This is a genomic window from Paenibacillus sp. BIHB 4019, from assembly GCF_002741035.1.
GTDB lineage: Bacteria > Bacillota > Bacilli > Paenibacillales > Paenibacillaceae > Pristimantibacillus.
On sequence record NZ_CP016808.1, the window covers coordinates 51,700 to 73,591 of the forward strand.

General features: G+C 45.2%; 20 protein-coding genes and 1 pseudogene. 8 read left to right on the forward strand and 13 right to left on the reverse strand.

All coding sequences use genetic code 11. From position 1 onward, the window contains the following. Positions 1–16 precede the first annotated feature (16 nt). Positions 17–697 carry an HAD family hydrolase gene (locus BBD42_RS00240; protein WP_099516514.1) on the reverse strand — a complete coding sequence of 227 codons (681 nt, stop codon included), beginning with the start codon at positions 695–697 and terminating at the stop codon, positions 17–19. Between the two features lie 327 nt (positions 698–1,024). On the opposite strand from BBD42_RS00240, the pseudogene BBD42_RS32775 reads away from it, so the two are divergent. Further along, positions 1,025–1,153: pseudogene (locus BBD42_RS32775) on the forward strand (transposase); the annotation flags it as partial. Between the two features lie 84 nt (positions 1,154–1,237). Continuing rightward, a complete protein-coding gene (locus tag BBD42_RS00245; RefSeq protein WP_237163306.1) occupies positions 1,238–1,900 on the forward strand; it encodes a hypothetical protein in 663 nt (220 codons plus the stop codon). A 1,070-nt stretch (positions 1,901–2,970) separates the two neighbouring features. Here BBD42_RS00245 and yfkAB read toward each other — a convergent pair. From yfkAB to BBD42_RS00260, 3 genes are all read right to left on the reverse strand, one after another. After that, on the reverse strand, positions 2,971–4,134 hold the full coding sequence (gene yfkAB, locus BBD42_RS00250; protein WP_481855907.1) for a radical SAM/CxCxxxxC motif protein YfkAB: 1,164 nt from the start codon (positions 4,132–4,134) through the stop codon (positions 2,971–2,973). Positions 4,135–4,267: 133 nt separating this feature from the next. Further along, complete coding sequence (locus tag BBD42_RS00255; RefSeq protein ID WP_056039766.1) at positions 4,268–5,392, reverse strand: HD-GYP domain-containing protein; 1,125 nt, start codon at positions 5,390–5,392, stop codon at positions 4,268–4,270. Between the two features lie 68 nt (positions 5,393–5,460). Then, positions 5,461–6,915: a bifunctional metallophosphatase/5'-nucleotidase gene (locus BBD42_RS00260; protein ID WP_099516516.1), complete on the reverse strand. Its 1,455-nt coding sequence runs from the start codon at positions 6,913–6,915 to the stop codon at positions 5,461–5,463. A 134-nt stretch (positions 6,916–7,049) separates the two neighbouring features. Here BBD42_RS00260 and BBD42_RS32635 point away from each other — a divergent pair, with 134 nt between their 5' ends. Together BBD42_RS32635 and BBD42_RS00270 are read left to right on the forward strand one after the other, a co-directional pair. Next, entirely contained in the window at positions 7,050–7,808 is a 759-nt protein-coding gene (locus BBD42_RS32635) for a molybdenum cofactor biosynthesis protein (protein ID WP_099516517.1), read from the forward strand. Between the two features lie 205 nt (positions 7,809–8,013). Further along, positions 8,014–9,069: an HD-GYP domain-containing protein gene (locus tag BBD42_RS00270; RefSeq protein ID WP_099516518.1), complete on the forward strand. Its 1,056-nt coding sequence runs from the start codon at positions 8,014–8,016 to the stop codon at positions 9,067–9,069. Positions 9,070–9,161: 92 nt separating this feature from the next. Here BBD42_RS00270 and sufB read toward each other — a convergent pair whose 3' ends face one another. The 6 genes from sufB to BBD42_RS00300 all read right to left on the reverse strand — a co-directional run bounded on the left by sufB (position 9,162) and on the right by BBD42_RS00300 (position 15,106). Then, positions 9,162–10,559 carry a Fe-S cluster assembly protein SufB gene (gene sufB / locus BBD42_RS00275; protein ID WP_056039758.1) on the reverse strand — a complete coding sequence of 466 codons (1,398 nt, stop codon included), beginning with the start codon at positions 10,557–10,559 and terminating at the stop codon, positions 9,162–9,164. A 29-nt stretch (positions 10,560–10,588) separates the two neighbouring features. Further along, positions 10,589–11,014 (reverse strand): Fe-S cluster assembly sulfur transfer protein SufU, encoded by a 426-nt coding sequence (gene sufU, locus BBD42_RS00280; protein ID WP_056039756.1) that lies wholly within the window; start codon positions 11,012–11,014, stop codon positions 10,589–10,591. Beyond that, positions 11,001–12,227 (reverse strand): cysteine desulfurase, encoded by a 1,227-nt coding sequence (locus BBD42_RS00285; RefSeq protein ID WP_099516519.1) that lies wholly within the window; start codon positions 12,225–12,227, stop codon positions 11,001–11,003. The genes sufU and BBD42_RS00285 overlap by 14 nt, the downstream gene beginning before the upstream one ends. Next, positions 12,224–13,531 (reverse strand): Fe-S cluster assembly protein SufD, encoded by a 1,308-nt coding sequence (sufD, locus tag BBD42_RS00290; protein ID WP_056039753.1) that lies wholly within the window; start codon positions 13,529–13,531, stop codon positions 12,224–12,226. The genes BBD42_RS00285 and sufD overlap by 4 nt, the downstream gene beginning before the upstream one ends. A 21-nt stretch (positions 13,532–13,552) precedes the next feature. Next, positions 13,553–14,332, reverse strand: coding sequence for a Fe-S cluster assembly ATPase SufC (gene sufC, locus BBD42_RS00295; RefSeq protein ID WP_056039751.1), 780 nt, complete (start codon positions 14,330–14,332; stop codon positions 13,553–13,555). A gap of 186 nt (positions 14,333–14,518) precedes the next feature. Further along, the gene (locus tag BBD42_RS00300; RefSeq protein ID WP_099516520.1) at positions 14,519–15,106 is read right to left on the reverse strand and encodes a DUF1802 family protein; all 588 of its coding nucleotides are present in this window, start codon (positions 15,104–15,106) and stop codon (positions 14,519–14,521) included. Positions 15,107–15,345: 239 nt separating this feature from the next. Here BBD42_RS00300 and mtnK point away from each other — a divergent pair, with 239 nt between their 5' ends. Together mtnK and mtnA are read left to right on the forward strand one after the other, a co-directional pair. Continuing rightward, positions 15,346–16,563, forward strand: a complete 1,218-nt coding sequence (gene mtnK, locus BBD42_RS00305) for an S-methyl-5-thioribose kinase (protein WP_099521367.1) — start codon at positions 15,346–15,348, stop codon at positions 16,561–16,563. A gap of 39 nt (positions 16,564–16,602) precedes the next feature. Further along, on the forward strand, positions 16,603–17,658 hold the full coding sequence (mtnA, locus tag BBD42_RS00310; protein ID WP_099516521.1) for an S-methyl-5-thioribose-1-phosphate isomerase: 1,056 nt from the start codon (positions 16,603–16,605) through the stop codon (positions 17,656–17,658). Between the two features lie 60 nt (positions 17,659–17,718). On the opposite strand, the gene BBD42_RS00315 is transcribed toward mtnA, so the two are convergent. Beyond that, a complete protein-coding gene (locus tag BBD42_RS00315; protein ID WP_056039747.1) occupies positions 17,719–18,024 on the reverse strand; it encodes a YunC family protein in 306 nt (101 codons plus the stop codon). Between the two features lie 174 nt (positions 18,025–18,198). Between BBD42_RS00315 and BBD42_RS00320 the strand changes: the two genes are divergently transcribed. After that, positions 18,199–18,759 carry a hypothetical protein gene (locus BBD42_RS00320; protein WP_099516522.1) on the forward strand — a complete coding sequence of 187 codons (561 nt, stop codon included), beginning with the start codon at positions 18,199–18,201 and terminating at the stop codon, positions 18,757–18,759. Between the two features lie 77 nt (positions 18,760–18,836). On the opposite strand, the gene BBD42_RS00325 is transcribed toward BBD42_RS00320, so the two are convergent. Further along, a complete protein-coding gene (locus tag BBD42_RS00325) occupies positions 18,837–20,534 on the reverse strand; it encodes a putative bifunctional diguanylate cyclase/phosphodiesterase (protein ID WP_237163307.1) in 1,698 nt (565 codons plus the stop codon). A gap of 305 nt (positions 20,535–20,839) precedes the next feature. Continuing rightward, entirely contained in the window at positions 20,840–21,226 is a 387-nt protein-coding gene (locus tag BBD42_RS00330) for a DUF423 domain-containing protein (RefSeq protein ID WP_099516523.1), read from the reverse strand. 85 nt (positions 21,227–21,311) lie between these two features. Between BBD42_RS00330 and BBD42_RS00335 the strand changes: the two genes are divergently transcribed. Beyond that, on the forward strand, positions 21,312–21,851 hold the full coding sequence (locus BBD42_RS00335) for a hypothetical protein (protein ID WP_099516524.1): 540 nt from the start codon (positions 21,312–21,314) through the stop codon (positions 21,849–21,851). The last annotated feature ends 41 nt before the right edge of the window (positions 21,852–21,892 follow it).

Sequence of the window (21,892 nt, forward strand, 5' to 3'; positions counted from 1 at the left end):
TATTATTACAATTCGTTTAAGCCTCAGCCAACAGCTCTACGATATCCGGCAACTTGGCAATCAGCACATCTGCTCCCGCAAGTTCGGTATCTCGTCCATAGCTTGCATAAGCGCAGCCAATTACTTTAAGCCCGTTTGCTTTTCCCGCCTCCACATCAGAAGAACGGTCCCCAACCATCCATGCCGATGCAATTTGATGATCTTTCAATAATTGAGCAACCAAATCTACTTTCGTAGCCGTTTGGTATTCCCCTGCACTATACAATCCGTCAAACAAATCATAAATGCCCTTGAAGCGTGCCACACCACGCACATATTCTTCCAGCCCGTTGCTGGCTACGAACAGCTTGATGCCATACTCCTTAAGCTTTCTCAGCATTTCTTCCGCTTGAGGATACAATCTGCCTTCCCCTGCTTCCAGGTGTTCCAGCTCATAACGCAGCATCAGCTCGTCAGCGCGTCTATGAGCCGCCTCTGAAGCGTCAGGCATAACTTTACGCCAAATATCTTCCAGCAACATGCCAAGGCAGCTGAGCAGCCGCTCAATAGGCGGTGTTGGCTGATTATACAGGCCTTCTTCACGCAACGTTTGAAACAACCGCTCGTGAACAGATACTAACAGTGTATCCGTCTCAAACAACGTTCCATCCATATCAAAAATAACCGCTTCCGGCTTCGTCCACTTCTCTCCCGCCATATGTAAGTGCCTCCTCGAATTATGTGTCCTTATCATACTAATTATGCTGAGCCCCCGCAAGCACTAACGCGTTAGGCCCATACCTCTGGCTCTTTCTAATCCCTTCTAAAAAGCCATAACGCCGCATCAAGTAATGGTTTTATTTCAAACTTAGAGTCATTCAAGAAAGCGGCTCTGTCCTAAAGAGACTCTGCTGTTTTTGTTGCTTACAGGCATTATCCCCTTAGCTCAGAAAACTTTTTCCATCTACGATCCTAACTAATTGACTTCCTATCATCATTTCGATAGAATAAGAACATAAGTTCCCATCAGAGTGAGGTGTTAGCGATGCCTACTATTTCTGAGTCTATTGCAAAGTTCGATAGTCGCTTTTCCACTAACGAAGCATGCTATTCTTTTTTCTATAGTATTAAATGGCCAGAAGGTTTCCGCTGTCCTCGTTGCAATCACCATGCAGCCTATAGGATCACTTCGCGTTTCTCTGATTTATATCAATGCTATTCATGCCGTCATCAGACGACACTAACCGCTGGAACTCTCATGGACAAAAGCCGAACACCATTGCGCAAATGGTTGCTTGTGTTATTTCTAATCTCCCTGCACCAAATTCAGATTAACGCTGTTCAAATATCAATAGCTCTGCATGTTACTTATAAAACAGCCTGGGGCATGCTCCACAAAATTCGCCAATTTATAAGCCAAGCCGATGAACATGAAAAGTTATCTGGTGTTATTAAAGCTGCAGTGGAGTTATATGCTAGAAAGCAACATTCATCCAATCATGACTCACCTAAAGAACGTTCAATTGTTATAGCCTGCTCTTCCAGCCTTTGCTCTGCTTCATACTTTAAATTCAAAGTTATCCCATCTGCTCATTTGAATGAAAGATGCTTATTACGTTCAGGTGCAGCTGCTTTTGCTCGCAACTACGTTAGCGATTCATACGTTAATCATATAATTATACAGCCATTGTACCGTATGGCAGATTCGAGATTACTTAGATCACAATATAAACGTTCTATCATTAAATTAAATGCTTGCTTTAAGGGAATTGGCGCTACTCATTTGCAGTCTTATCTGAACTACCTTTGCTTTTTCCTGAATCATCCGTGCCTAGACCCGCACTCTCTCTTGTACGAACTTACATCATTATGCTTGGGCAGACCCTTATCAAATAACGTCCTATTGCCACTGGCAGAGTAAACTCTCCAATTTTTTCATATTATACTATAACCATAAATCAGTTCCTCTTTAAAAATTGCAATTACAGCCTAACCAGTTGCACCTTTTTGCTAGGGCCCACTTTTCTCAACGGTTTTGATTATTTCTTGAAACTTCAATTTCGCCAATAAAGATTGATTTTCTCTTTTCTCGCAATTAAATATTACACAAATTGACCCAATAACATATTAGATTTTGGCACAAGTTTTCTATTAAGTTTTTGTTTTCACTAGTACTATTCTTTAGCATTCCCCTTTATTAATTCAAGGTTTGCATTGACAACAAGTTCAATTCATCCTACTTCCTTTTTTTGAAAAAACAGTTCCTCTCCTCAGCAGCAATTCCATTTAACAAGTTCGGAACTCCTAAAGCACGAGCTTTCGAGCCTTTTCTATTTTTCTATGATATTTTATAATCTATTGATTTATCGATCAATGCTTGGATGGGCTAATGTTCTACGTTCTATGGTCCATGCTCGATGTTCTACATCCACGATCTTGATCTCTACACTCTTTGTTCATGCTCTAGGTTCTACGCTCCATGTTCACACTCTTGGTTCTACGTTTTCTGTTCACACTCTTGGTTCTACGCTACATGTTCATGCTCTAGGTTCTAAGCTTTTGTTCTGAACTCTAGGTTCTACGCTCTCTGTTCGCACTCTAGGTTCTACGCTCTCTGTTCGCACTCTAGGTTCTACGCTCTCTGTTCGCACTCTAGGTTCTACGCTCTCTGTTCGCACTCTAGGTTCTACACTACATGTACATGCTCTAGGTTCTAAGCTTTTGTTCTGAACTCTAGGTTCTACGCTCTCTGTTCACACTCTAGGTTCTACGCTCCATGTTTTGCGCTCTATAAGGCTATAGGTTCAGCGGTCATTTTTCTGAGCTAAGGGGATAATGGGCTAAAGCAAAATTTATAGTAAAGGCATCATCCAAAAACTAGAGCTTTTGCAAACATTCATATTTCCTATATTTATGTGTAAGCACGCAAAAATGACTGGCACACGCAAAAGGGTGTCAGTCATTTTTGTTCGTTCTTTATTCATAGCAGCTTTAATCGAAGCGGGCTGTGCGTTGGTGGAAATCTACTTCTTTGTAGTACATGTCTTTTACCAGTAAGTTGGGGCCACAGCAAGAGGCAACAGGGCAATAGCAGTTTACGTCTTGCGCTAACGGATGATCCAGCCATTTTGTGAACAAGTCATCTAGCTTAGAGCTTGCGATATTTCCAAATGATGGAACATCTGAAAAGTCGGTAACGAATACTTCTCCCGTAAATAAATTGACGTTTAGACGGTTCCGTCCATCTGGGTCATTGCGTACTGTGACATTTGGCTCCGCGGCCAGACGGCTAAGCAGCGCACGTTCCTCTGCATGATTGCTGCATTGATAAAAAGGCAGCGTTCCAAACAACATCCAAACTGATGGATCACGGTTATCCAATAACCGCTCAATTGCTTGTCGCATTTGCAAACGAGTGATGACCGGCAAATCTTTAGCAAATGAACTTGGATACATAGGATGCACTTCATGTCGCTCGCAACCCATTTCTACAATGAGCCGGTGAATTTCATCGATTTTATCATGTGTGCGGAAATTAATCATGGACTCTGCAGATACTAATACGCCTGCTTTGCTTAAAAGACGTGCATTCTCAATCATTCGTTCATACAGCTTAACCGATGCTTCGTAGGAAACATGATGACCCGCTTTAGCAAAGCCTACTTGGTGAAAATCATCCGCATTCGTATAGTTAAATGAAATGTGCATGACATCCAAATAGGGAATAATCGCCTCGTAGCGACTGAATGGTAAAGTTACATTAGAGTTGATTTGGGAGCGAACACCACGATCTCTGGCATATTGAAGCAGCGGCAGCATATATTCTTTGACCGTTTTAGCCGAATAGGAAGGCTCTCCGCCAGTAATGCTTATCGTCTGCAAATGTTCAACTTCATCCAATCGTTTGAGCATATCCTTTAAAGGCAATTTGGCCGGCTCCGACATAACTAGCGTATCGCCAACCGCGCAATGCTCGCAGCGCATATTGCATAAGTTTGAAATCGTCATTTCCACGCTCGTCAATTGGTGCTTGCCGAACTTCTGGATTGAACGAATAGGATCCCATGGGTCGTTAACTGGGGTTAGCTGCGGCAAAGCCTTGAGGCTGCCACTCATATCTAATGGATTTGTTACTATAGCATTTAATGTATTCATTTTATCAACACCTGATTTCTGCATCTTTCGATTGTATAATTTCTAGTACCATTGTAATGTTCGAATCCGAAAGAAGCAATAAAATAGACATGAAAAAGAATAAAGAGCCCCAAGTAGCAGGCTCTTCATGCTATTACCCATTTTTAGCTGATAGTACAGGCAAATCATTTTGTTCATCATTTACGCTTATAATCATTATGCTTAGCTGCTTGGACATGTCGATTTCATAGGGAACAGCGAGATCTTCCCCAACCTCGTTGCTTAATATACGAATAATCGGTCGATGTGGATAGGCATGATTAAAATCCACTACAACACCTGATTCCCCTGTATTGATTTTCACTGTGATACCAATAGGATAAATGGCTACCTTATCTCGGAATAATTGTACCATATGCTGTTCGTATAAGGTTCCAGTTCCTGCATACAGAAGCTCAATAGCATGATGCGGTAGCATCGGGGCGCGGTAAATCCGATTAGTCGTCATAGCGTCATATGAATCAACTAACCCGATCCACTTTGCATACTCATGGATTTCATTGCCTTTAATTCCTCTTGGATATCCGCTGCCATCCAGCCGTTCATGATGCTGATAGGCACAATGAGCCACAATTAGCGGCAGATTGGGCTCATCCTTTAATAGCTCAAAGCCAAAACGAGCGTGATTTTTCATCATGATGAATTCATCGGGAGTTAACGCTCCTGGCTTTTGAAGGACATCAATTGGAATTTGTGTTTTTCCAATATCATGAAGCAGCGCCCCCATACCGAGAGTCATTAGTTCTTCATGTGAATAATTGTAGGCTATGCCAAGAATGGTCGTGTAGACGCACACATTTAAAGAATGCTGATATAAATAATGATCTACCGTTCCCATATTCATCAGCATAATCATCGCATCCTTATGAGCGGACAAATCATCAATAATCAAATTCATCATTTGTTTGAAGGTTTGGCCAATATACGGATACGTAACGCCTTTTTTACGCTTTGGTCGATCCATCATATCACGAAAATTTGTACGGATTTCCTTTAAGGCAACTAGCAGCGTTTCCTCGCGAATGATTTCTGGCATCATAATATCATCGGTTTTCGGATCAAGAATATATATATACTGTATTCCACATTGTTTGAGCCGGGTAATAAGCCGACTGGTCAGCTCAACATTTTCTCCTAACAGCACTAAACCATCATGTGAGAAAATCTTTTTGGCCAATCGCATGCCGGGCTGAGTCTTTGTTATAGGCATCAAACGCATTTTCTCGATCCTTCCTTGACTGAGTGGTTTCTTCTTAATTAATACATCGGATAAAATTAATAAAAATGTTATATCGTTGATGCTATATTATTCCACCTAGGCAGCTTGCAATCCACAATATTTGCCTGTTCTTTCAATGCTTCAGCCAATACGTCACGAATAAATTCCGGCAAAAAATAATCTATATTGACTCCTTGTCCTAATGACAAATAGCCGATATGGAACGTGAACATGTCAATGGAAGCTACATTATACCATTTATCTTCCATTAGAGTTTGTCCATTGACCAATATCTTAACGATTCGGTCCAGCGGCGGCCGTTCGGAATCAAAAATAATTTGGAGACCGTCTACTGCAAGGGTTCCTAATACTTCACCGCGAAACCCATAACCTTTAATTCGCTTATCCATATACTCCGGCAGAAGGGATTGCTCAAGAGCCTCCTTAATATGCCTGCCAGTAAGCTGCATTTTGCAAGGGTTTATTGGAGACGGGCATAACGCATGCAGCTGTCCAGCGGTCACTTCTCCCTGCTGCAAGCCGCCTAGCAGTTGTCCGGTATTTACAATCGCGATTTCTGCTGCAGTATGCCTCTTTAGACCTGCTGCAAGCAAATTGGCGAGCGGCGACTCGCGCGCAATAGCCGTCGAAAGAGGCTCATCAATACGCGCGACTGTACGATTGAGTCGTGCGAGCCCTTCTTCTTTATATTTTGCAATAATAGCTTCAGCTTCCGGTTGTTCTTCAAAAGCAGCAGTCGGTACACAAGCCGCCTTTATTTGCGGTTTAGCAGCAGCAGTCCCCAGCGAAATTTCCACACGCCCAATATGCTCGCCAAATTTCCCAGCTGCACAAATCGAAGTTTGTTTTACTTGCAGTGCTTCCTCAAGCAAATGATGGGTATGAGCACCTAATACCAAGTCAACACCTGTCAATTCTTGCGCTATCCGCTCATCATTCGCCAGTCCTAGATGGGACAACACGATGATTAAATCCACTTCTTCACGCAATTGCTCCACTTGCTTTTGAATTGCTTCGAAAGGGTCCGTCGCATTCCAACCGAGCAAAACATAAAAATCCGTAAAATTTGCCGTAACACCAATTAAACCAATTTTTATATGGCCTTTATTTACAATAATATGAGGCAGCAGCCACAGCGGTTGCTTGTTCGTTGCCGCATCCAACATATTCGCCCCTAAAACGGCAAATTCAGCATGTTTGCCATATAATTCGGCCAGTCTTTCCTTGGAATACGTTAGCCCTTCATTATTCCCAATAGTTACCGCATCATAACCTGCTTCATTAAGCAGTGCAACATTCACCATGCCGTCACTGCCTTCTGTTTCACTTCTCATTCTGTCCATATGGTCGCCGATATCGAGGACTAACAAGTTGTCCTTACCGTGAACGCGACGTTGATCAGCTATATAGGAAGCAATTCGTGCAGCATTTTCCAAGCGACTATGAATATCATTGGTGTGTAAAATAACAATATTTTGCTCTAATCGTGGTTTGGAATCCATGCCTGCCTCCCCTAAATTTAAAAGTTATAAACGCCCGCCTAACTGTCTTAGGCTGTCTCTTTAGCATAACATTTTTCTATAGATTATGGTATGCTGTTATAGTACATCTATATCATTACGTGAGGTTAAATAACATGATTACGCAATGGAAAATTGATTTATTTGCAGGTTTGTCAGAGCGCTTTGGTGTGCGTTCTCTTATTATAGAGACTGCTGAGCAAAATATGACGGTGGCAGAACTGAAGAAGCACTTGATCGCTTCCTATCCCGAACAAGTGGATATTTTAAGCATCTCATTTCTTGCCTGCAACCACGCTTACGCTCAAGCAGACAGCATCGTAAACGCCACTGATGAGCTTGCGCTTCTCCCCCCCGTTTCGGGAGGACAAGCTGAACACTCTAATGAAGATGAACAAAAATCTCCCCTAGAACAATTGTACATGCTAACTAATGAGAAAATTACGACAGAGGAGGTTTTAGCCAAAGTTATTGTTCCCGGGCATGGTGCTTCCATTGCTTTTGTCGGAACGACGCGAGAGTGGACGCAAGGGCAGCGTACCATTCGCTTGGAATATGAAGCTTATGAACCGATGGCTGTTAAAATGATGAAACAAATCGGTGATGAACTTGAACAGCAATGGCCAGGAACCTTGTGTGCCATTACACATCGGCTTGGCATTGTCGACATTGCAGAGACTAGTGTAGTCATTGCTATTTCTTCGCCGCATCGTGCTAGCTGTTATGACGCCAGCCGGTACGCGATCGAACGATTGAAGCAAATCGTTCCGATCTGGAAAAAGGAAATTTGGGAGGATGGTTCAGAATGGAAAGGCCATCAGCTTGGCCCTTGGAATCCTGATACACCGTTAGCAAACTCTCCAGATGAAGCCTAAACTAAATCGCTTATCAAATATTTCCATTCAAAAGCATAAAAATAGGTCTTAAGACTACCTGAAACATTATCAAGATAAAAAAAGAGCGTTTTTTGTCGAAATTAGTGGGTATTTAGACTCAAATTAAAGTTCCTCATATTGCCATACCCTCAAATCATTGCTACTATACTACTTAAGTGATCAACTATTCAATAGAGGTGCAGCGATGAAGGTTCACGTAACTGATTTAAAAACGGGAGACCGTTTATTAAAAGATACCTTTAATGGATACGGTCTGCATGTGCTTTCTAAAGGCACCTTGCTGGAAAATAAAGAAATATCAAAGCTGCTTCAACATCAAATCGATTATGTTGAAGTTGAATCTGTCCCTATTGTTAATTTACCGGATCGCACATTGGAGCAAACCGTTAGTCCCAAGTGGCTTCCTTCTGTACAACCGGATTATGATAATGCGATTCAAGGCTTTCATAATCTTTTTGCCAAAGCAAGCGAGGACCAGACCATTGATGAGCAAGAAGTCGAGGATGCCTTCCAGCCGCTGATTAAGCATCTTAACATGGAGCGAGACGTCGTATCTATGCTGCTGCTGCTTAACACGAAAGACGACTACACGTACCAACACTCCGTACAAGTGGGCATGCTGGCCTATTATCTGGCTACCTGGCTCGGCTACTCCGTAAAAAAATCAGTGCAAATTGGTAAAGCCGGATTCCTTCATGATATCGGAAAAAGTCAAATTCCTGAAACCATTCTTAACAAGCCCGGCAAGCTTACAAAGGAAGAGTTCGATGAAATCAAAAACCATACGATATACGGCTATGACATTATAAAAAAATCCTTTGATGAACGCTACATTGCCTTAAGTGCGTTGGAGCATCATGAACGTAATGATGGCAGCGGTTATCCGAAAGGTCTTAATGGCGACCAAATCGAGCCTGTTTCTAAGCTTATTTCAGTTGTCGATATTTACAGCGCTATGATTTCCGAACGGGTTTATCAGAAAAAACGCGATTTATTTTATGTATTGAAGGAACTTTACAAGCTGAGCTTCAGAGAGCTGGATCCACATATTGCACATACATTCATAAAGCATATGATCCCCAACTTCATTGGTAAAAAAGCTTATTTGGAAACTGGTGAGACAGGTATTATTGTCATGACTCATCCAACCGAATTTTTCAGGCCGTTGCTGCAAATTAATCATGAATTTATAGATTTGACTGTTGAACGCCATCTCAAAATCAAAGAAATTTTCGTATAACAAAATGCCTGCTCCCTTAGCTGATTGAAAGCAACCAGTGAGGGAACAGGCATTTTTGCCGTTTTTCCGTCTAAATCGTCAAGCTTGTAGGCTTAACCGATAGAACCTTCCATCTCAAACTTGATAAGACGGTTCATTTCTACCGCATATTCCATCGGCAGCTCTTTCGTGAATGGCTCGATAAAGCCCATAACGATCATTTGTGTTGCTTCCGCTTCCGACAAGCCACGGCTCATCAGATAGAACAATTGGTCCTCGGAAACTTTGGATACTGTAGCTTCATGCTCCAAAGTAATGTTATCGTTCATGATCTCATTGTATGGAATTGTATCCGAAGTGGATTCATTATCCAAAATCAATGTATCACATTTAATGTTAGATTTCGCGCCATCCGAATTACGACCGAATGAAGCAAGACCGCGGTACGTTACTTTACCGCCATGCTTACTGATCGACTTGGAAACAATCGTCGACGTCGTATCTGGAGCAAGGTGAATCATTTTCGCGCCTGCATCCTGGTGTTGGTTTTTACCGGCTACTGCGATCGATAATACCATACCTTTCGCACCGCGGCCACGAAGCACAACAGCCGGATATTTCATCGTCAATTTGGAGCCGATGTTGCCATCTACCCATTCCATTGTCGCATTTTCATCCGCAACTGCACGTTTTGTAACGAGGTTGAAAATGTTTGGTGCCCAGTTTTGAATCGTCGTATAACGAACGCGGGCATTTTTCTTAACCAAGATTTCAACAACTGCGCTGTGCAGCGAATTTGTGCTGTAAACTGGAGCTGTACAGCCTTCAACGTAGTGAACGAAGCTATCTTCGTCAGCAACGATAAGCGTACGCTCAAATTGTCCCATGTTTTCGGAGTTAATCCGGAAATAGGCTTGCAGCGGAATTTCGCATTTCACGCCTTTTGGTACGTAAATAAAGCTGCCACCAGACCAAACCGCACTATTCAAAGCAGCGAATTTATTATCATTCGGTGGGATGATTGTACTGAAATACTCACGCACGATTTCAGGATGTTCACGAAGCGCTGTATCCATGTCCGTGAACAATACGCCTTGCTTTTCCAGATCCTCTTGCATGCTGTGATAAACAACCTCGGATTCATACTGTGCAGATACACCAGCAAGAAACTTTTGTTCCGCTTCAGGAATACCGAGCTTGTCGAACGTTTCTTTAATTTCAGCAGGAACCTCTTCCCACGTCTTGCCTTGTTTCTCAGAAGGTTTTACATAATACTGAATATCATTGAAATCCAGATCATCCATATTGCCGCCCCAATTTGGCATTGGCATTTTGTTGAACTGCTCCAGTGATTTCAGACGAAAATCGAGCATCCATTCCGGCTCGCCCTTCATTTCCGAAATAGTGCGAACGATTTCAGGCGTCAAGCCTTTTCCTGATTGGAAAATCGACTTATGCTCATCGCGGAAACCATACTTATATTCTTCCATTTCCGGCATTGTTTTAGCCATCGTATTCACTCTCCTCTTTCATAATGATGTTACTCGTGCTGTTGTTCGATACCTTTGCGCAAAGCGTTCCACGAAAGGGTGGCACATTTGATGCGGGCTGGAAACTTGTTAACACCAGACAGCGCCTCAATGTCCTCATAATCTTCAAATTCGACTGGTTCGCCTTTCATTAGCGCAGAAAATTTATCCGCTAGCTCCAGTGCCTGATCGAATGTTTTGCCTTTAACGACTTCCGTCATCATGGAGGCGGAGCTCAAGCTGATCGAGCAGCCTTCTCCACTAAACTTCGCGTCCGTGACTAGACCGTTCTCCACTTGTAGCTGGAGCGCAATGCTGTCGCCGCAGGTCGGGTTGTTCAGTTTAATCGTGACGGCATCGGCTTCCAATGTTCCATGGTTGCGTGGATTTTTATAGTGATCCATGATGACTCTACGGTATAAATCATCCAATTGCATGACCGAAGAACTCCTTTGTTTTGAGCAGTCCAGCTATAAGCTGATCAACGTCCTGCTCGGTATTATATAAATAAAAGCTTGCTCTTGCTGTCGAAGAAACGTTCAGAAAACGCATAAGCGGCTGGCAGCAATGATGACCAGCTCGAACGGCAATGCCCTCCGAATCAAGAACTGTCGCCACATCATGTGGATGCACATCGCCCAGATTGAACGTAACGAGGCCCGCACGATCTGCCTTAGGGCCATAAATCGAGACCCCTTCAAGCTCTGACAAGCGGTCATAAGCATATGCCGCCAGTTGGCGCTGGTGCTTGTCAATCTCATCCATGCCAACCTCTTGCAGAAAATCGATTGCTGCGCCCAGCCCTACGGCGTTCGCAATAATCGGCGTCCCGCCTTCGAAGCGGTACGGAATGTCCTTCCATGTTGACTCATACAAGTCAACATAATCGATCATTTCTCCGCCGAACTCAATCGGCTCCATCTTCGAGAGCAGCGCCTTCTTGCCATATAAGGCGCCAATTCCCGTCGGGCCGCACATTTTATGGCCCGAGAAAGCATAGAAATCACAATCCAAATCACGAACGTCAACACGCATATGCGGCGTGCTTTGCGCGCCATCGACGACCATTACGGCGCCATTGCGATGTGCAATAGCCGCAACTTCCTTAATGGGGTTGACGATGCCCAGTACATTCGATACATAAGTCATCGCAACGACCTTCGTATTCGCTGTAATCGTCAGCTCAGCATCGGCTAGCGTGAATGAACCATCGGGCTGAAGCGGAATATATTTCAGCGTTGCGCCAGTTGCTTTCGCAACTTGCTGCCACGGGATGAGATTGCTGTGATGCTCCATTTGCGTAATAACGATTTCATCGCCAGGTTTACATGCATTTCTGGCATAACTTGAAGCAACCAAATTCAGCGCGGTTGTCGTACCCCGCGTAAAAATAATTTCTTCGGGCAGTGCCGCATTCAGAAAAGAAGCCACTTTCTCCCTTGCGCCCTCATAAGCGTCAGTCGCCCGCGAACCAAGCGTATGAACGCCTCTATGCACATTGGAGTGGTCCTTCTCGTAATAGCGATTAATCGCATCAATGACGGAGCGCGGCTTCTGGGAAGATGCCGCGCTGTCCAGATAAACGAGCGGATGCCCGTTTATCTCTTGATGCAGAATCGGGAACTGCTCCCGAATTGCTGCTATATTCATCCTTCGAGCTTCCGCACGAGCAATTTCTCAAGCTGTTCGCGTACCGCATCAATCGGAATTTCAGAAACAACAGGAGCAAGGAAGCCGTAGATTACAAGGCGTTCCGCATTCTGCTTGCTAATACCGCGGGACATTAGATAGTAAACCTGCTCAGGGTTAACTTGCCCAACACTCGCTGCATGGCCTGCAGTAACATCATCTTCATCAATTAGCAAAATCGGATTCGCGTCACCGCGTGCTTTCGGGCTCAGCATCAACACTTTTTCGGTTTGAACGCCATTAGCTTTCGTAGCGCCCTTCTCGATTTTAGTGATGCCGTTAATAATCGCCGAAGCAGAATCCTTCATAACCGCACGCGTAACCATGTTGCTGTCGGAGCGAAGGCCGAAATGTACAGCCTGCGTCGTCAAGCTCATTTGCTGAGCGTTTTTGCCGATGCTGATTACTTTAGCATCCGATTGCGAACCGTTGCCTTTCAACACGGACTTCGTGTCCGAAAGCGTAGAGCCATCGCTCAAATCGCCAAGTACCCACTCCATTACGCCATCGTTATCAATGATAGCACGGCGAACTGTGAGGTCCACTCCGCTGCCACCAAGATGATGGATGGAGCCGAAACGAACGTGAGCGCCTGCTTTTACATAAACTTCGACTACCGAGTGGTAAACGAAAGGCTCCGTAACAGCGCCTGGTTCAGTAACGACATAATCGACATACGTAACGCGGCTGTTGCTTTCCGCTACGATTACAATATGCGGTGCAAAGGAAGCCTCTGCTTTTGTATTAAATAGAATAGCCTGCAGTGGAATTTCCACCTCTACATTGCGAGGAACGTATACGAAAACCCCGCCATTCCATAATGCAGCATGCAAAGCTGTTAATTTGTCTTCATCCTTGGCTACAGCTTGGAACAGATACGGCTTAACAAGATCGCCATGTTCCTTGCAAGCTGTCTCCAAATCGGTAAAAATAACGCCCTTCGCTGCCAGTTCAGCAGATAGCTGCGTCCATACCGGGCTTGAATTTTGCTGAATAACGAGGTTTTCAGTACCTTCAGCAACCAATTCACGTACAACTTCTGGCAAATCGGTTAGTGCATTTGCTGGAGCTGCCTGATCGTAGCTGCCTACAGCTGTCAGGTTCCAGCGTTCAATTTTGACTTTCTCCGGCTTTGGCCATTCTAATGTACCAGCAAGCTCAGCCGCTTCGCCGCGCAAATCTACCAGCCAATTAGGCTCGTTTTTGCTACGGGACAAAGCTTCTGCAGATTGGCGGTCCGTCGGAGTCGATAGTTGTGTACTCATCCGTTATACCCCTTTCTCCGCTTAGGCCTGGCCAACCGTTTCGTCCACGATGCCCAGTTCTTCTTTAACCCAGTCATAACCTTCATTTTCCAAACGCTCAGCAAGTTCCGGACCACCGGATTTCACAATGCGGCCTTGCATCATAACGTGTACAAAATCAGGTGTAATATAGTTCAGCAAACGCTGATAGTGAGTAATGATAAGGAAACCGCGATCTTCGGAGCGCATTTCATTAACGCCTTTGGATACGATTTTCAGGGCATCGATGTCAAGACCTGAGTCAATCTCGTCAAGTACGACGATTTTCGGATCAAGCAGCGTCATTTGCAAAATCTCGTTACGCTTCTTCTCACCGCCAGAGAAGCCTTCGTTCAGGTAACGATGTGCGAACTCAGGGTTCATTTCCAAAGCTTTCATTTTGCCTTCCATTTGGCGAATGAATTTAATGAGGGAAATCTCGCTGCCTTCCTCACGACGAGCGTTGATCGCACTGCGCAAGAAATCGGAGTTCGTTACGCCAGGAATTTCGCTCGGATATTGCATAGCAAGGAACAAGCCGGCGCGTGCTCTCTCATCTACATCCATTTCAAGCAGGTCTTCTCCATCCAAAAATGCGCTGCCTTCTGTCACTTCATATTTCGGGTGGCCCATTAGAGCGGAAGCAAGCGTACTTTTACCAGTACCGTTTGGTCCCATAATCGCGTGGATTTCTCCGCCTTTGATTTCAAGGTTAATGCCTTTCAAAATCTCTTTTCCTTCGATAGCCGCTTTCAGGCCATCAATGACAAAATGCGTTGCCATAATATGCTGATCCCTCCATGGTTGGTCTATTTACTTAATCACCTATAATCAAAAATGCTTCTATTATAATGTGATTCAATATAATTCTCAATGTCTTCTCAATAATCATTTTATTATAAGTTTTGTTATAAAGCAACGCCGAGACCACTCAATGTACAAGAAACCGCCATAAATCGGGCTTAATCTCTATTCCTGATTCAGCGCAGCTTGAATTTTGGCAACTTGCGACGCGAATTCTTCATCAGATAAAACAGGAACCATTGCTGCCTCTGATAGATCACTTTCAAGCTTTACCCAAGATTTGCAGCCGGTATAGGCAGGGAACATTTCAAGCTCAGCAGGCGCTGCAAGACGGTACACGCGGAGCAGAAGCAAATGCAGCGGCTTCGTCCGCTTCCATTTTAGCCTTTCTTCGGAAAATTTATCCGTCCAAATGTGAAATTCCCGCAGCCGGTCAAGCGTTTCCTGATCGTTGATCTCGATATCATGAACAGCCTCCGCGTAGGCGCCAAGCGTTATGCTGTCCATATCAGGCGACCAGCCTTCCATTATGCTTTCGATTCGGCCTTGATATGGCGCCTTAAGCAAATGCTCCTTCTGATGCTCATAAGCAGGCATTAAGTAGAAGCCTTTGCTAACCAATTGAAAATCTCGTGTTTCCTCTTCGATTCCGCCTTTGCGCAAAACCATAATAAGCTCGCCATCACGCAATGCGTTAACGGTTACGGCCCACTCCTTCAGAGCGACCGGCTCCCGCAACATGCTGTTATTCATGCCAAATTCCTCCACTCCAGCAGATCCGCCAAGCTCTTTCCTGCCATTCGAGCTTGGAGACTGCGACGAAATAAAGTACCGTTAATTTCCTCGCAGCTCCTAAGCGGACAAAAACCTTGCCTACTTTACGTAACATTATATCATTTGTTATCATTTGTAGGTATTCCAAGTCGAAATAATATTCGATATACTAAGCTTAAATGCTTATTTTTTTAAAAATACAGTCGGAGGTGGACAAACTGTCTGCTTATCATCCTTTAACCGAGCAAGAAGCTATTGAATTTTCCCGCTCCATACCTGACTTTTTCCCTGCGGGAGCTGAGCTTTCGTCCCGTGAGATCGGCGATGGCAATTTGAACTTGGTCTTCCACATTACCGATCCAGCTAGCGGTAAAGGGCTCATTGTCAAACAAGCGCTCCCTTACGCTAAAGTTGTCGGAGAATCGTGGCCGCTTACGCTTGACCGGGCACGCATTGAAAGCGAAGCGCTGATTTTGCAAAATGAGCTGGCTCCTGGACTTGTTCCAACCGTATATCAATATGACGCAGAGCTTGCCCTCACGGTAATGGAAGATCTCAGCGATCATGTGATTATGCGCCAAGGCCTCGTGGACGGCAACAAATATCCGAAATTCGCTGAGGACATTTCCACCTTCATGGCGAATACACTCTTTTTCACTTCCGATCTGGGCATGAACCAGCAGGATAAGAAGGAACGCGTCAAAGCATTTATTAACCCGGATTTGTGCAAAATAACCGAAGATTTGATTTTTGATGATCCGTATACAGATTCGCCAAACAATAACTTTGAAGCAGCGATTGCCGATGCTGCAGAAGCTCTTCGCACTGATGATGCCCTTCATCTTGAAGTCGCTATTTTGCGCAACAAGTTTTTGACGAATGCCCAGGCGCTTCTCCATGGCGATCTTCATACCGGCAGCGTATTTGTTACCGCACAATCAACGAAAGTGATCGATCCTGAATTTGCTTATTATGGTCCTATGGGCTTTGATGTAGGGGCAGTTATTGCCAATCTGCTGCTCAATTATGCTGGTCAAGCCCACTGGATTAAAGACGAGGCAGAGCTGACCGATTTCCGCAGCTACCTGCTCGGCAGCGTACGCGAAATTTGGACCAAATTTGAGAACAAATTTGGCGCTTTATGGGATGAGCACAACGTCGATCGCCTGGCCTCAAGCGCTCCAGGCTACAAGCAATATTATATCAACAAGCTGCTTCAAGACTCGATCGGCTTTGCTGGCTGCAAAATGGTACGGCGCATTGTAGGCCTTGCCCACGTTGCTGACATCGACCGTATTGAGGATGCTGCGGAGCGCGAGAAAGCACAGCGCTTGGCACTCGAAATCGGCACCTCGCTCATTCACCTGAACCGTCAGGCGATTTCGATAGAGCAAGCGATTGATATTGTTTTGTCTGCAACGGCAAAACACGGTTAAAATAAATCCCAATGTTTCGAAAAGAAAGGAATTTGCATAATGACTAGCCAGAATGCCCCCTTGCAATCCGTGATTTGGGCGGAGGACCGCCTGGATTTGCTGGATCAACGGCTTTTACCTGAAGAAATCGTATATTTGCCGCTTGTTACTTCGGAGGATGTATGGGAAGCAATTCGCCATTTGAAAGTAAGAGGCGCTCCAGCAATCGGCATTTCCGCTGCATATGGCGTCGTGCTCGGCAGCCGAAATGAAACGACGCCTAAGCGCTGGCTTGAGGAAGTGCTGAACCAAGCCGAATATTTGGCAACCTCCAGGCCAACCGCTGTCAATTTGTTCTGGGCTCTGGATCGTATGAAAGCTCGTGCGGAGCAGCTTGCTGCAGCCGATTTATCGCTTGATGAAGTGAAGCAGGCTTTGCTTAATGAAGCGCTGGCGATTCACAGTGAAGATGAAGAAACCAACCGTTTAATCGGCGAGCATGCGCTAACGCTGTTTGAGGATGGCATGGGCGTGCTCACGCACTGCAACGCCGGCGGACTTGCAACTGCTAAATACGGCACCGCGCTGGCGCCGTTTTATCTTGCGCTTGAGCGCGGCATGTCGCTCCGTGTATTCGCCGATGAGACGCGTCCTGTACTGCAAGGCGCTAGGCTGACCGCTTTTGAATTGCAGCAGGCTGGCGTCGATGTCACGCTGATTTGCGATAATATGGCGGGCATGGTTATGTCCAAAGGCTGGATTCAGGCTGTCATTGTTGGGACTGACCGCGTAGCCGCTAATGGAGATGTCGCTAACAAAATCGGCACTTACAGCGTTGCCGTTCTTGCCAAGGCTCACGGCATTCCCGTATATGTAGCCTGCCCCTTGTCCACGATCGACCTCAATACGCCGACTGGCGCAGAAATTCCAATTGAGGAGCGCAGTGCCGAGGAAATTACCGAAGGGTTTGGCAAGCGTACTGCGCCGCAAGGTGTGAAAGTGTACAACCCGGCCTTCGATATTACACCGAATGAATATGTAACAGCGATTATTACGGAAAAGGGCATCGTCCAAGCACCTTATGATGTCAATCTCAAAAAACTTTTTAACGAATAAAACATAAATCAAGAGCCTCTATCCCATCTTTCCAGAAGATAAGGATAGAGGCTCTTCATATTATGCCATTAAGGAAAGGGCATCTGTCCCCTTCATCCCGACATGAATACCCATCGCTTCCGCAGTTGTTGTAACCGATTCCAGAGGTGCAACAAGCAGTTCCTCTAATGTGCGTACGCCAACGGCTCTCCCGGCGATAATCCCCCGATTTTGCAACCGTTCGTTCAGCAGGCCAACATCAAGCGCACCACACATGATATACCCTTTATCCGTCGACCAGGCAAGCAATGTCGTTTTAGGAAGCTTGACCTCAATTCCAAGCACGGTCAGCCCATTTTGCAGTGTGGCAGGAACCATCCGCATCATTTTACGCTCACCTCCTTTGCCATCAATTAGCTGCCAAAGCCGCCAAAGCATTATATGCAAAAAAGTTTTTGTCGAATTGGACGATTAGCAAATTTTAGCACTATATATCTATTGTGATTAATGGTATAGTAATTATGCAAAAATTAACATTAGGTCGGAGGAACTATAGAACAGATGCAGAACACACAAAAACAGTCATACGTACTCCAAGTAGAATTGCTAGTAGAGAACGTTAGCAACGCTGCTGCCTTGGAGCAGGTCATTCATGCCTTAAATGCTGGCGGATTTGTGGATTATCGGATTTTATCAGGTGTTCAGCTGGGACAAGTTATCGATCAACGCAAAGCTGATGCTGCTGTTCAAGTTCCTATGGAGATCGATTTTAAAGGGCCAACGCAAAATGAAAAACAAACACAAAGCAATAAATCTGCAGCAAATGGCAAATCTGCACCGTCTGCCAAAGACAAAGACGTTCCATCTGTCAAAGCAGCTAAGCCTAAAGTTGTTGAGCCTTCACTCTCCGATCCCTATGACGGATTTGCAGACATTCGCGGTTTTATGAAAAGCAATAAACTCATTCGTCTTATTGTAAATAAGGGCCTTGGCATTACGCTCAGCATTCCATGCCGTATTCTAAATGTGGATGATACGACGAATATGATTACGGTCTATCACGTGGATGAGAAGCAAGTCTACACATTCAAGCTTAATGAAATTGAAGACTATATCTCCTGATTATAAGGCAGCACAAATTGAAAAGGTCCGTTTGAATGAGCTGGAAGTGTTCCCAGCCATTCAAACAGACCTTTTTTCTACATGTAATAGCCGCCCAGCATTTGCTCAATATTGTCGCTTGGGACTGGCGCACTCCAGAAATACCCCTGCATTTCGTCGCAGTTGTGCTTGCGCAAAAATTCGATTTGCTCCTGTGTCTCCACACCCTCTGCAATAACCTGGATGTTAAGATTATGTGCCATGGCAATAATAGCTGCTACAATTTCCGCATCGCTTGGGTCCTGTTGGATGTCGCGAACGAAGGATCGGTCGATTTTGAGCCGATCGATCGGGAAGTTTTTCAAATAATGAAAGGAGCTGTAGCCAGTGCCAAAATCGTCGATGCTTATGCCAACGCCAAGCGCCGTCAAATCCAGCAGGCAGCGCGATACATGGTTCACATCCATCGTCATGGACTCTGTAATTTCCAAATCCAAATATTGCGAATCTAGTCCGGTACGAGTCAGCACGTCTGCAACTTTGCTAGCCAAATCATGCTGGACGAACTGCCTAATAGAGAGGTTAACCGATACAGGCATAGGCGGCAAGCCTGACTCCTGCCAGCATTTATTTTGGCGGCAAGCCTCTTCCAGCACCCAATCGCCAATTTGCACAATCATGCCGCTCTCCTCGGCCAAAGGAATAAAATCGCCCGGAGGGATCATTCCCCGGATCGGATGCTTCCAGCGCACCAGCGCCTCGACGCCGATCATCCCGCCAGAAATCATATCATATTGCGGCTGATAATATAAAATGAACTCCTTGCGCTGAATAGCTCGATACATTTCATGCTGCATCGACAAATGCTCAAACGAATAATTGCTCCAGCTTTCGGAATAAAGCAGCGCATCGTTTCGACCATTCTGCTTCACCTTCATTAACGCCATATCCGCTTTATTAAGCAGCGCGTAATCATCATCCTCATCCAGACGGTTAGTGACCGCACCTATGCTCGCTGTAATTTGGATTGGAAAACCTTTAAGCTCGTAGGGCTCCTCAATCGCTTGCAGCACCATGCGGGCGCGGCTCAGCAACTGCTCCTCCGACTCCAAATCCTTAAACAGCAGAGCGAACTCATCGCCTTCCATTCTGGCAGCAAAATCCTGCTCCGACATGACGCTTGTAAAACGTTCCGCCACCTGCATGAGCAGCATATCGCCAAATTCGCGACCGAAGGAGGCGTTGACAAGCTTAAACCGATCCAAATCCATATAACACAGCCCCACAAGCTGGTTATGATCATGAGCAAAAGCAAGGCTCTCATTCAATCTCATTTGAAAAAGCGTCCGATTCGGCAATCCCGTTCTATCATCGTAATAGGCCATATAACGAATCCGTTCGATATTTCGCTTGCGATCGCTCAAATCATGGCTGACCACCATCGTTCCGATGACCTTCCCATCCTGCACCATGGGGGCGCATACGAGATGCAGCTCAAGCGGATAGCCTGACCGGTGTATAATATGAACGTTACCCTGCTTTGGACAACCGGTAAGCGAATGCTCCAGCATCGTATGTAAGGCATCCCGGCTGCCTGCATCTACGAAAGAGGCCAGCCAATTTCCCATTAACTCCGCGCGTTCATAGCCAAAAGTGCGCTCTGCGCCTTCATTTAATTCCATAATGACGCCCTCTGGATCAATGATAGCGAGCGGGACCGCTTCCGAGCGAAGCAGCGCCTCGACCATTGGTTTATGATAGCTGAGCGTATTGTCCGCCTTGGACTGCCTGACCATTAGGACGAAGCTTCCTATCAGGATTACCATAGTTAAACAAGAAGCCAGCCAAATGAAAAGCGAAGGTACTGCTGTAACTATCATCGCTGCCATCCATACTCCTATGATACTGAGCAGCAAACCGCCTTGCAGCCACGGAATCCACAACTTGGACAACCATTGTGTAAGCGCGTTACGTGGCGGTCTATCAGGCCGACCAAACGTTCGTTTCGTCACGCACTAACTTCCTTCCTACATTCGAATCCAATAAGGTTAGCCTTATTATAATCGAAACCACCGTTCCGGCATAGAAATATTATGCAAAATCAAACGGCTTTTTTTCGCGACTTGAGGGTCGCGACGATGACGCAAACCCAGCCCGCTAGAAAAGCTACGCCGCCGATTGGTGTAATGGCTCCCAGCACGCGAATATCGCTTAAAGCGAGGACATAAAGGCTGCCGCTGAAAATAATCATGCCCGCAAGCAGCAGTCTTGCTCCAGACAGCAGCAGCTTGCTCTCTCCCAAGCGATCTGCAAGCAGAGCAACCAGCATAAGGCCAAGCGAATGATACATATGATAGCGTACGCCCGTTTCGAAAATAGCGAGCAAATCAGCTGGCAGCATTTCCTTTAATGCATGAGCGCCAAAAGCTCCTAATGCGACTGCAAGAGCGGCACCAATAGCGCCGAATGTGAAATATTTTTGGAACATTCGTTTTCATTCCTTTCAGAATTGAGTATAATTTACTGTAATTGTGTTTTAAGACGAGTTACATATACTGGAGGAGAATATTTTAATGGAAGAAAATAAAAACAATTCCACACCGATATCCTTTACGAAAACGGATACGGACTATACCCAGACACCGGATTATAATCCATACGGGTCTGCACCATCGGCGGGATTTTCCGATCCCACACCTTTTCAGCCCAGCCAGCCGCTTAAGCACTCGGGCCTTGGCATTGCTTCCTTCATCATGGCCATTGCATCTATTATTATAGGCGTCATTAGCATCATAATGTTTTTTGCAGCCATTGCTAGTGTCATTCCTACAGGAAATGAATACTTAATGGAGGACCCTGCCTACTTTGAAGATTTGATTACGGGAGGCGCTGGCTCCTTTATGGCATCGATTGTAGCGGTTGTTCTCAGCGTCGGCATTACATTTGTCGGACTTATTCTTGGTATTATTGGAGCCTGCTCCAAGCAGCGCCGCAAGGTTTTTGCAGTTATCGGTATCATCCTGAACGGACTTGGCGTAATGGGCACGGTTGTCTTTTTTATTTTTTCCATTGCTGTATTCTCTGCTGGAGTAAGCGCATTTTCCGGCTACTAGCATTCAAAAGGGATAGGCAGGAAGCAACGTACGCGTTGTTT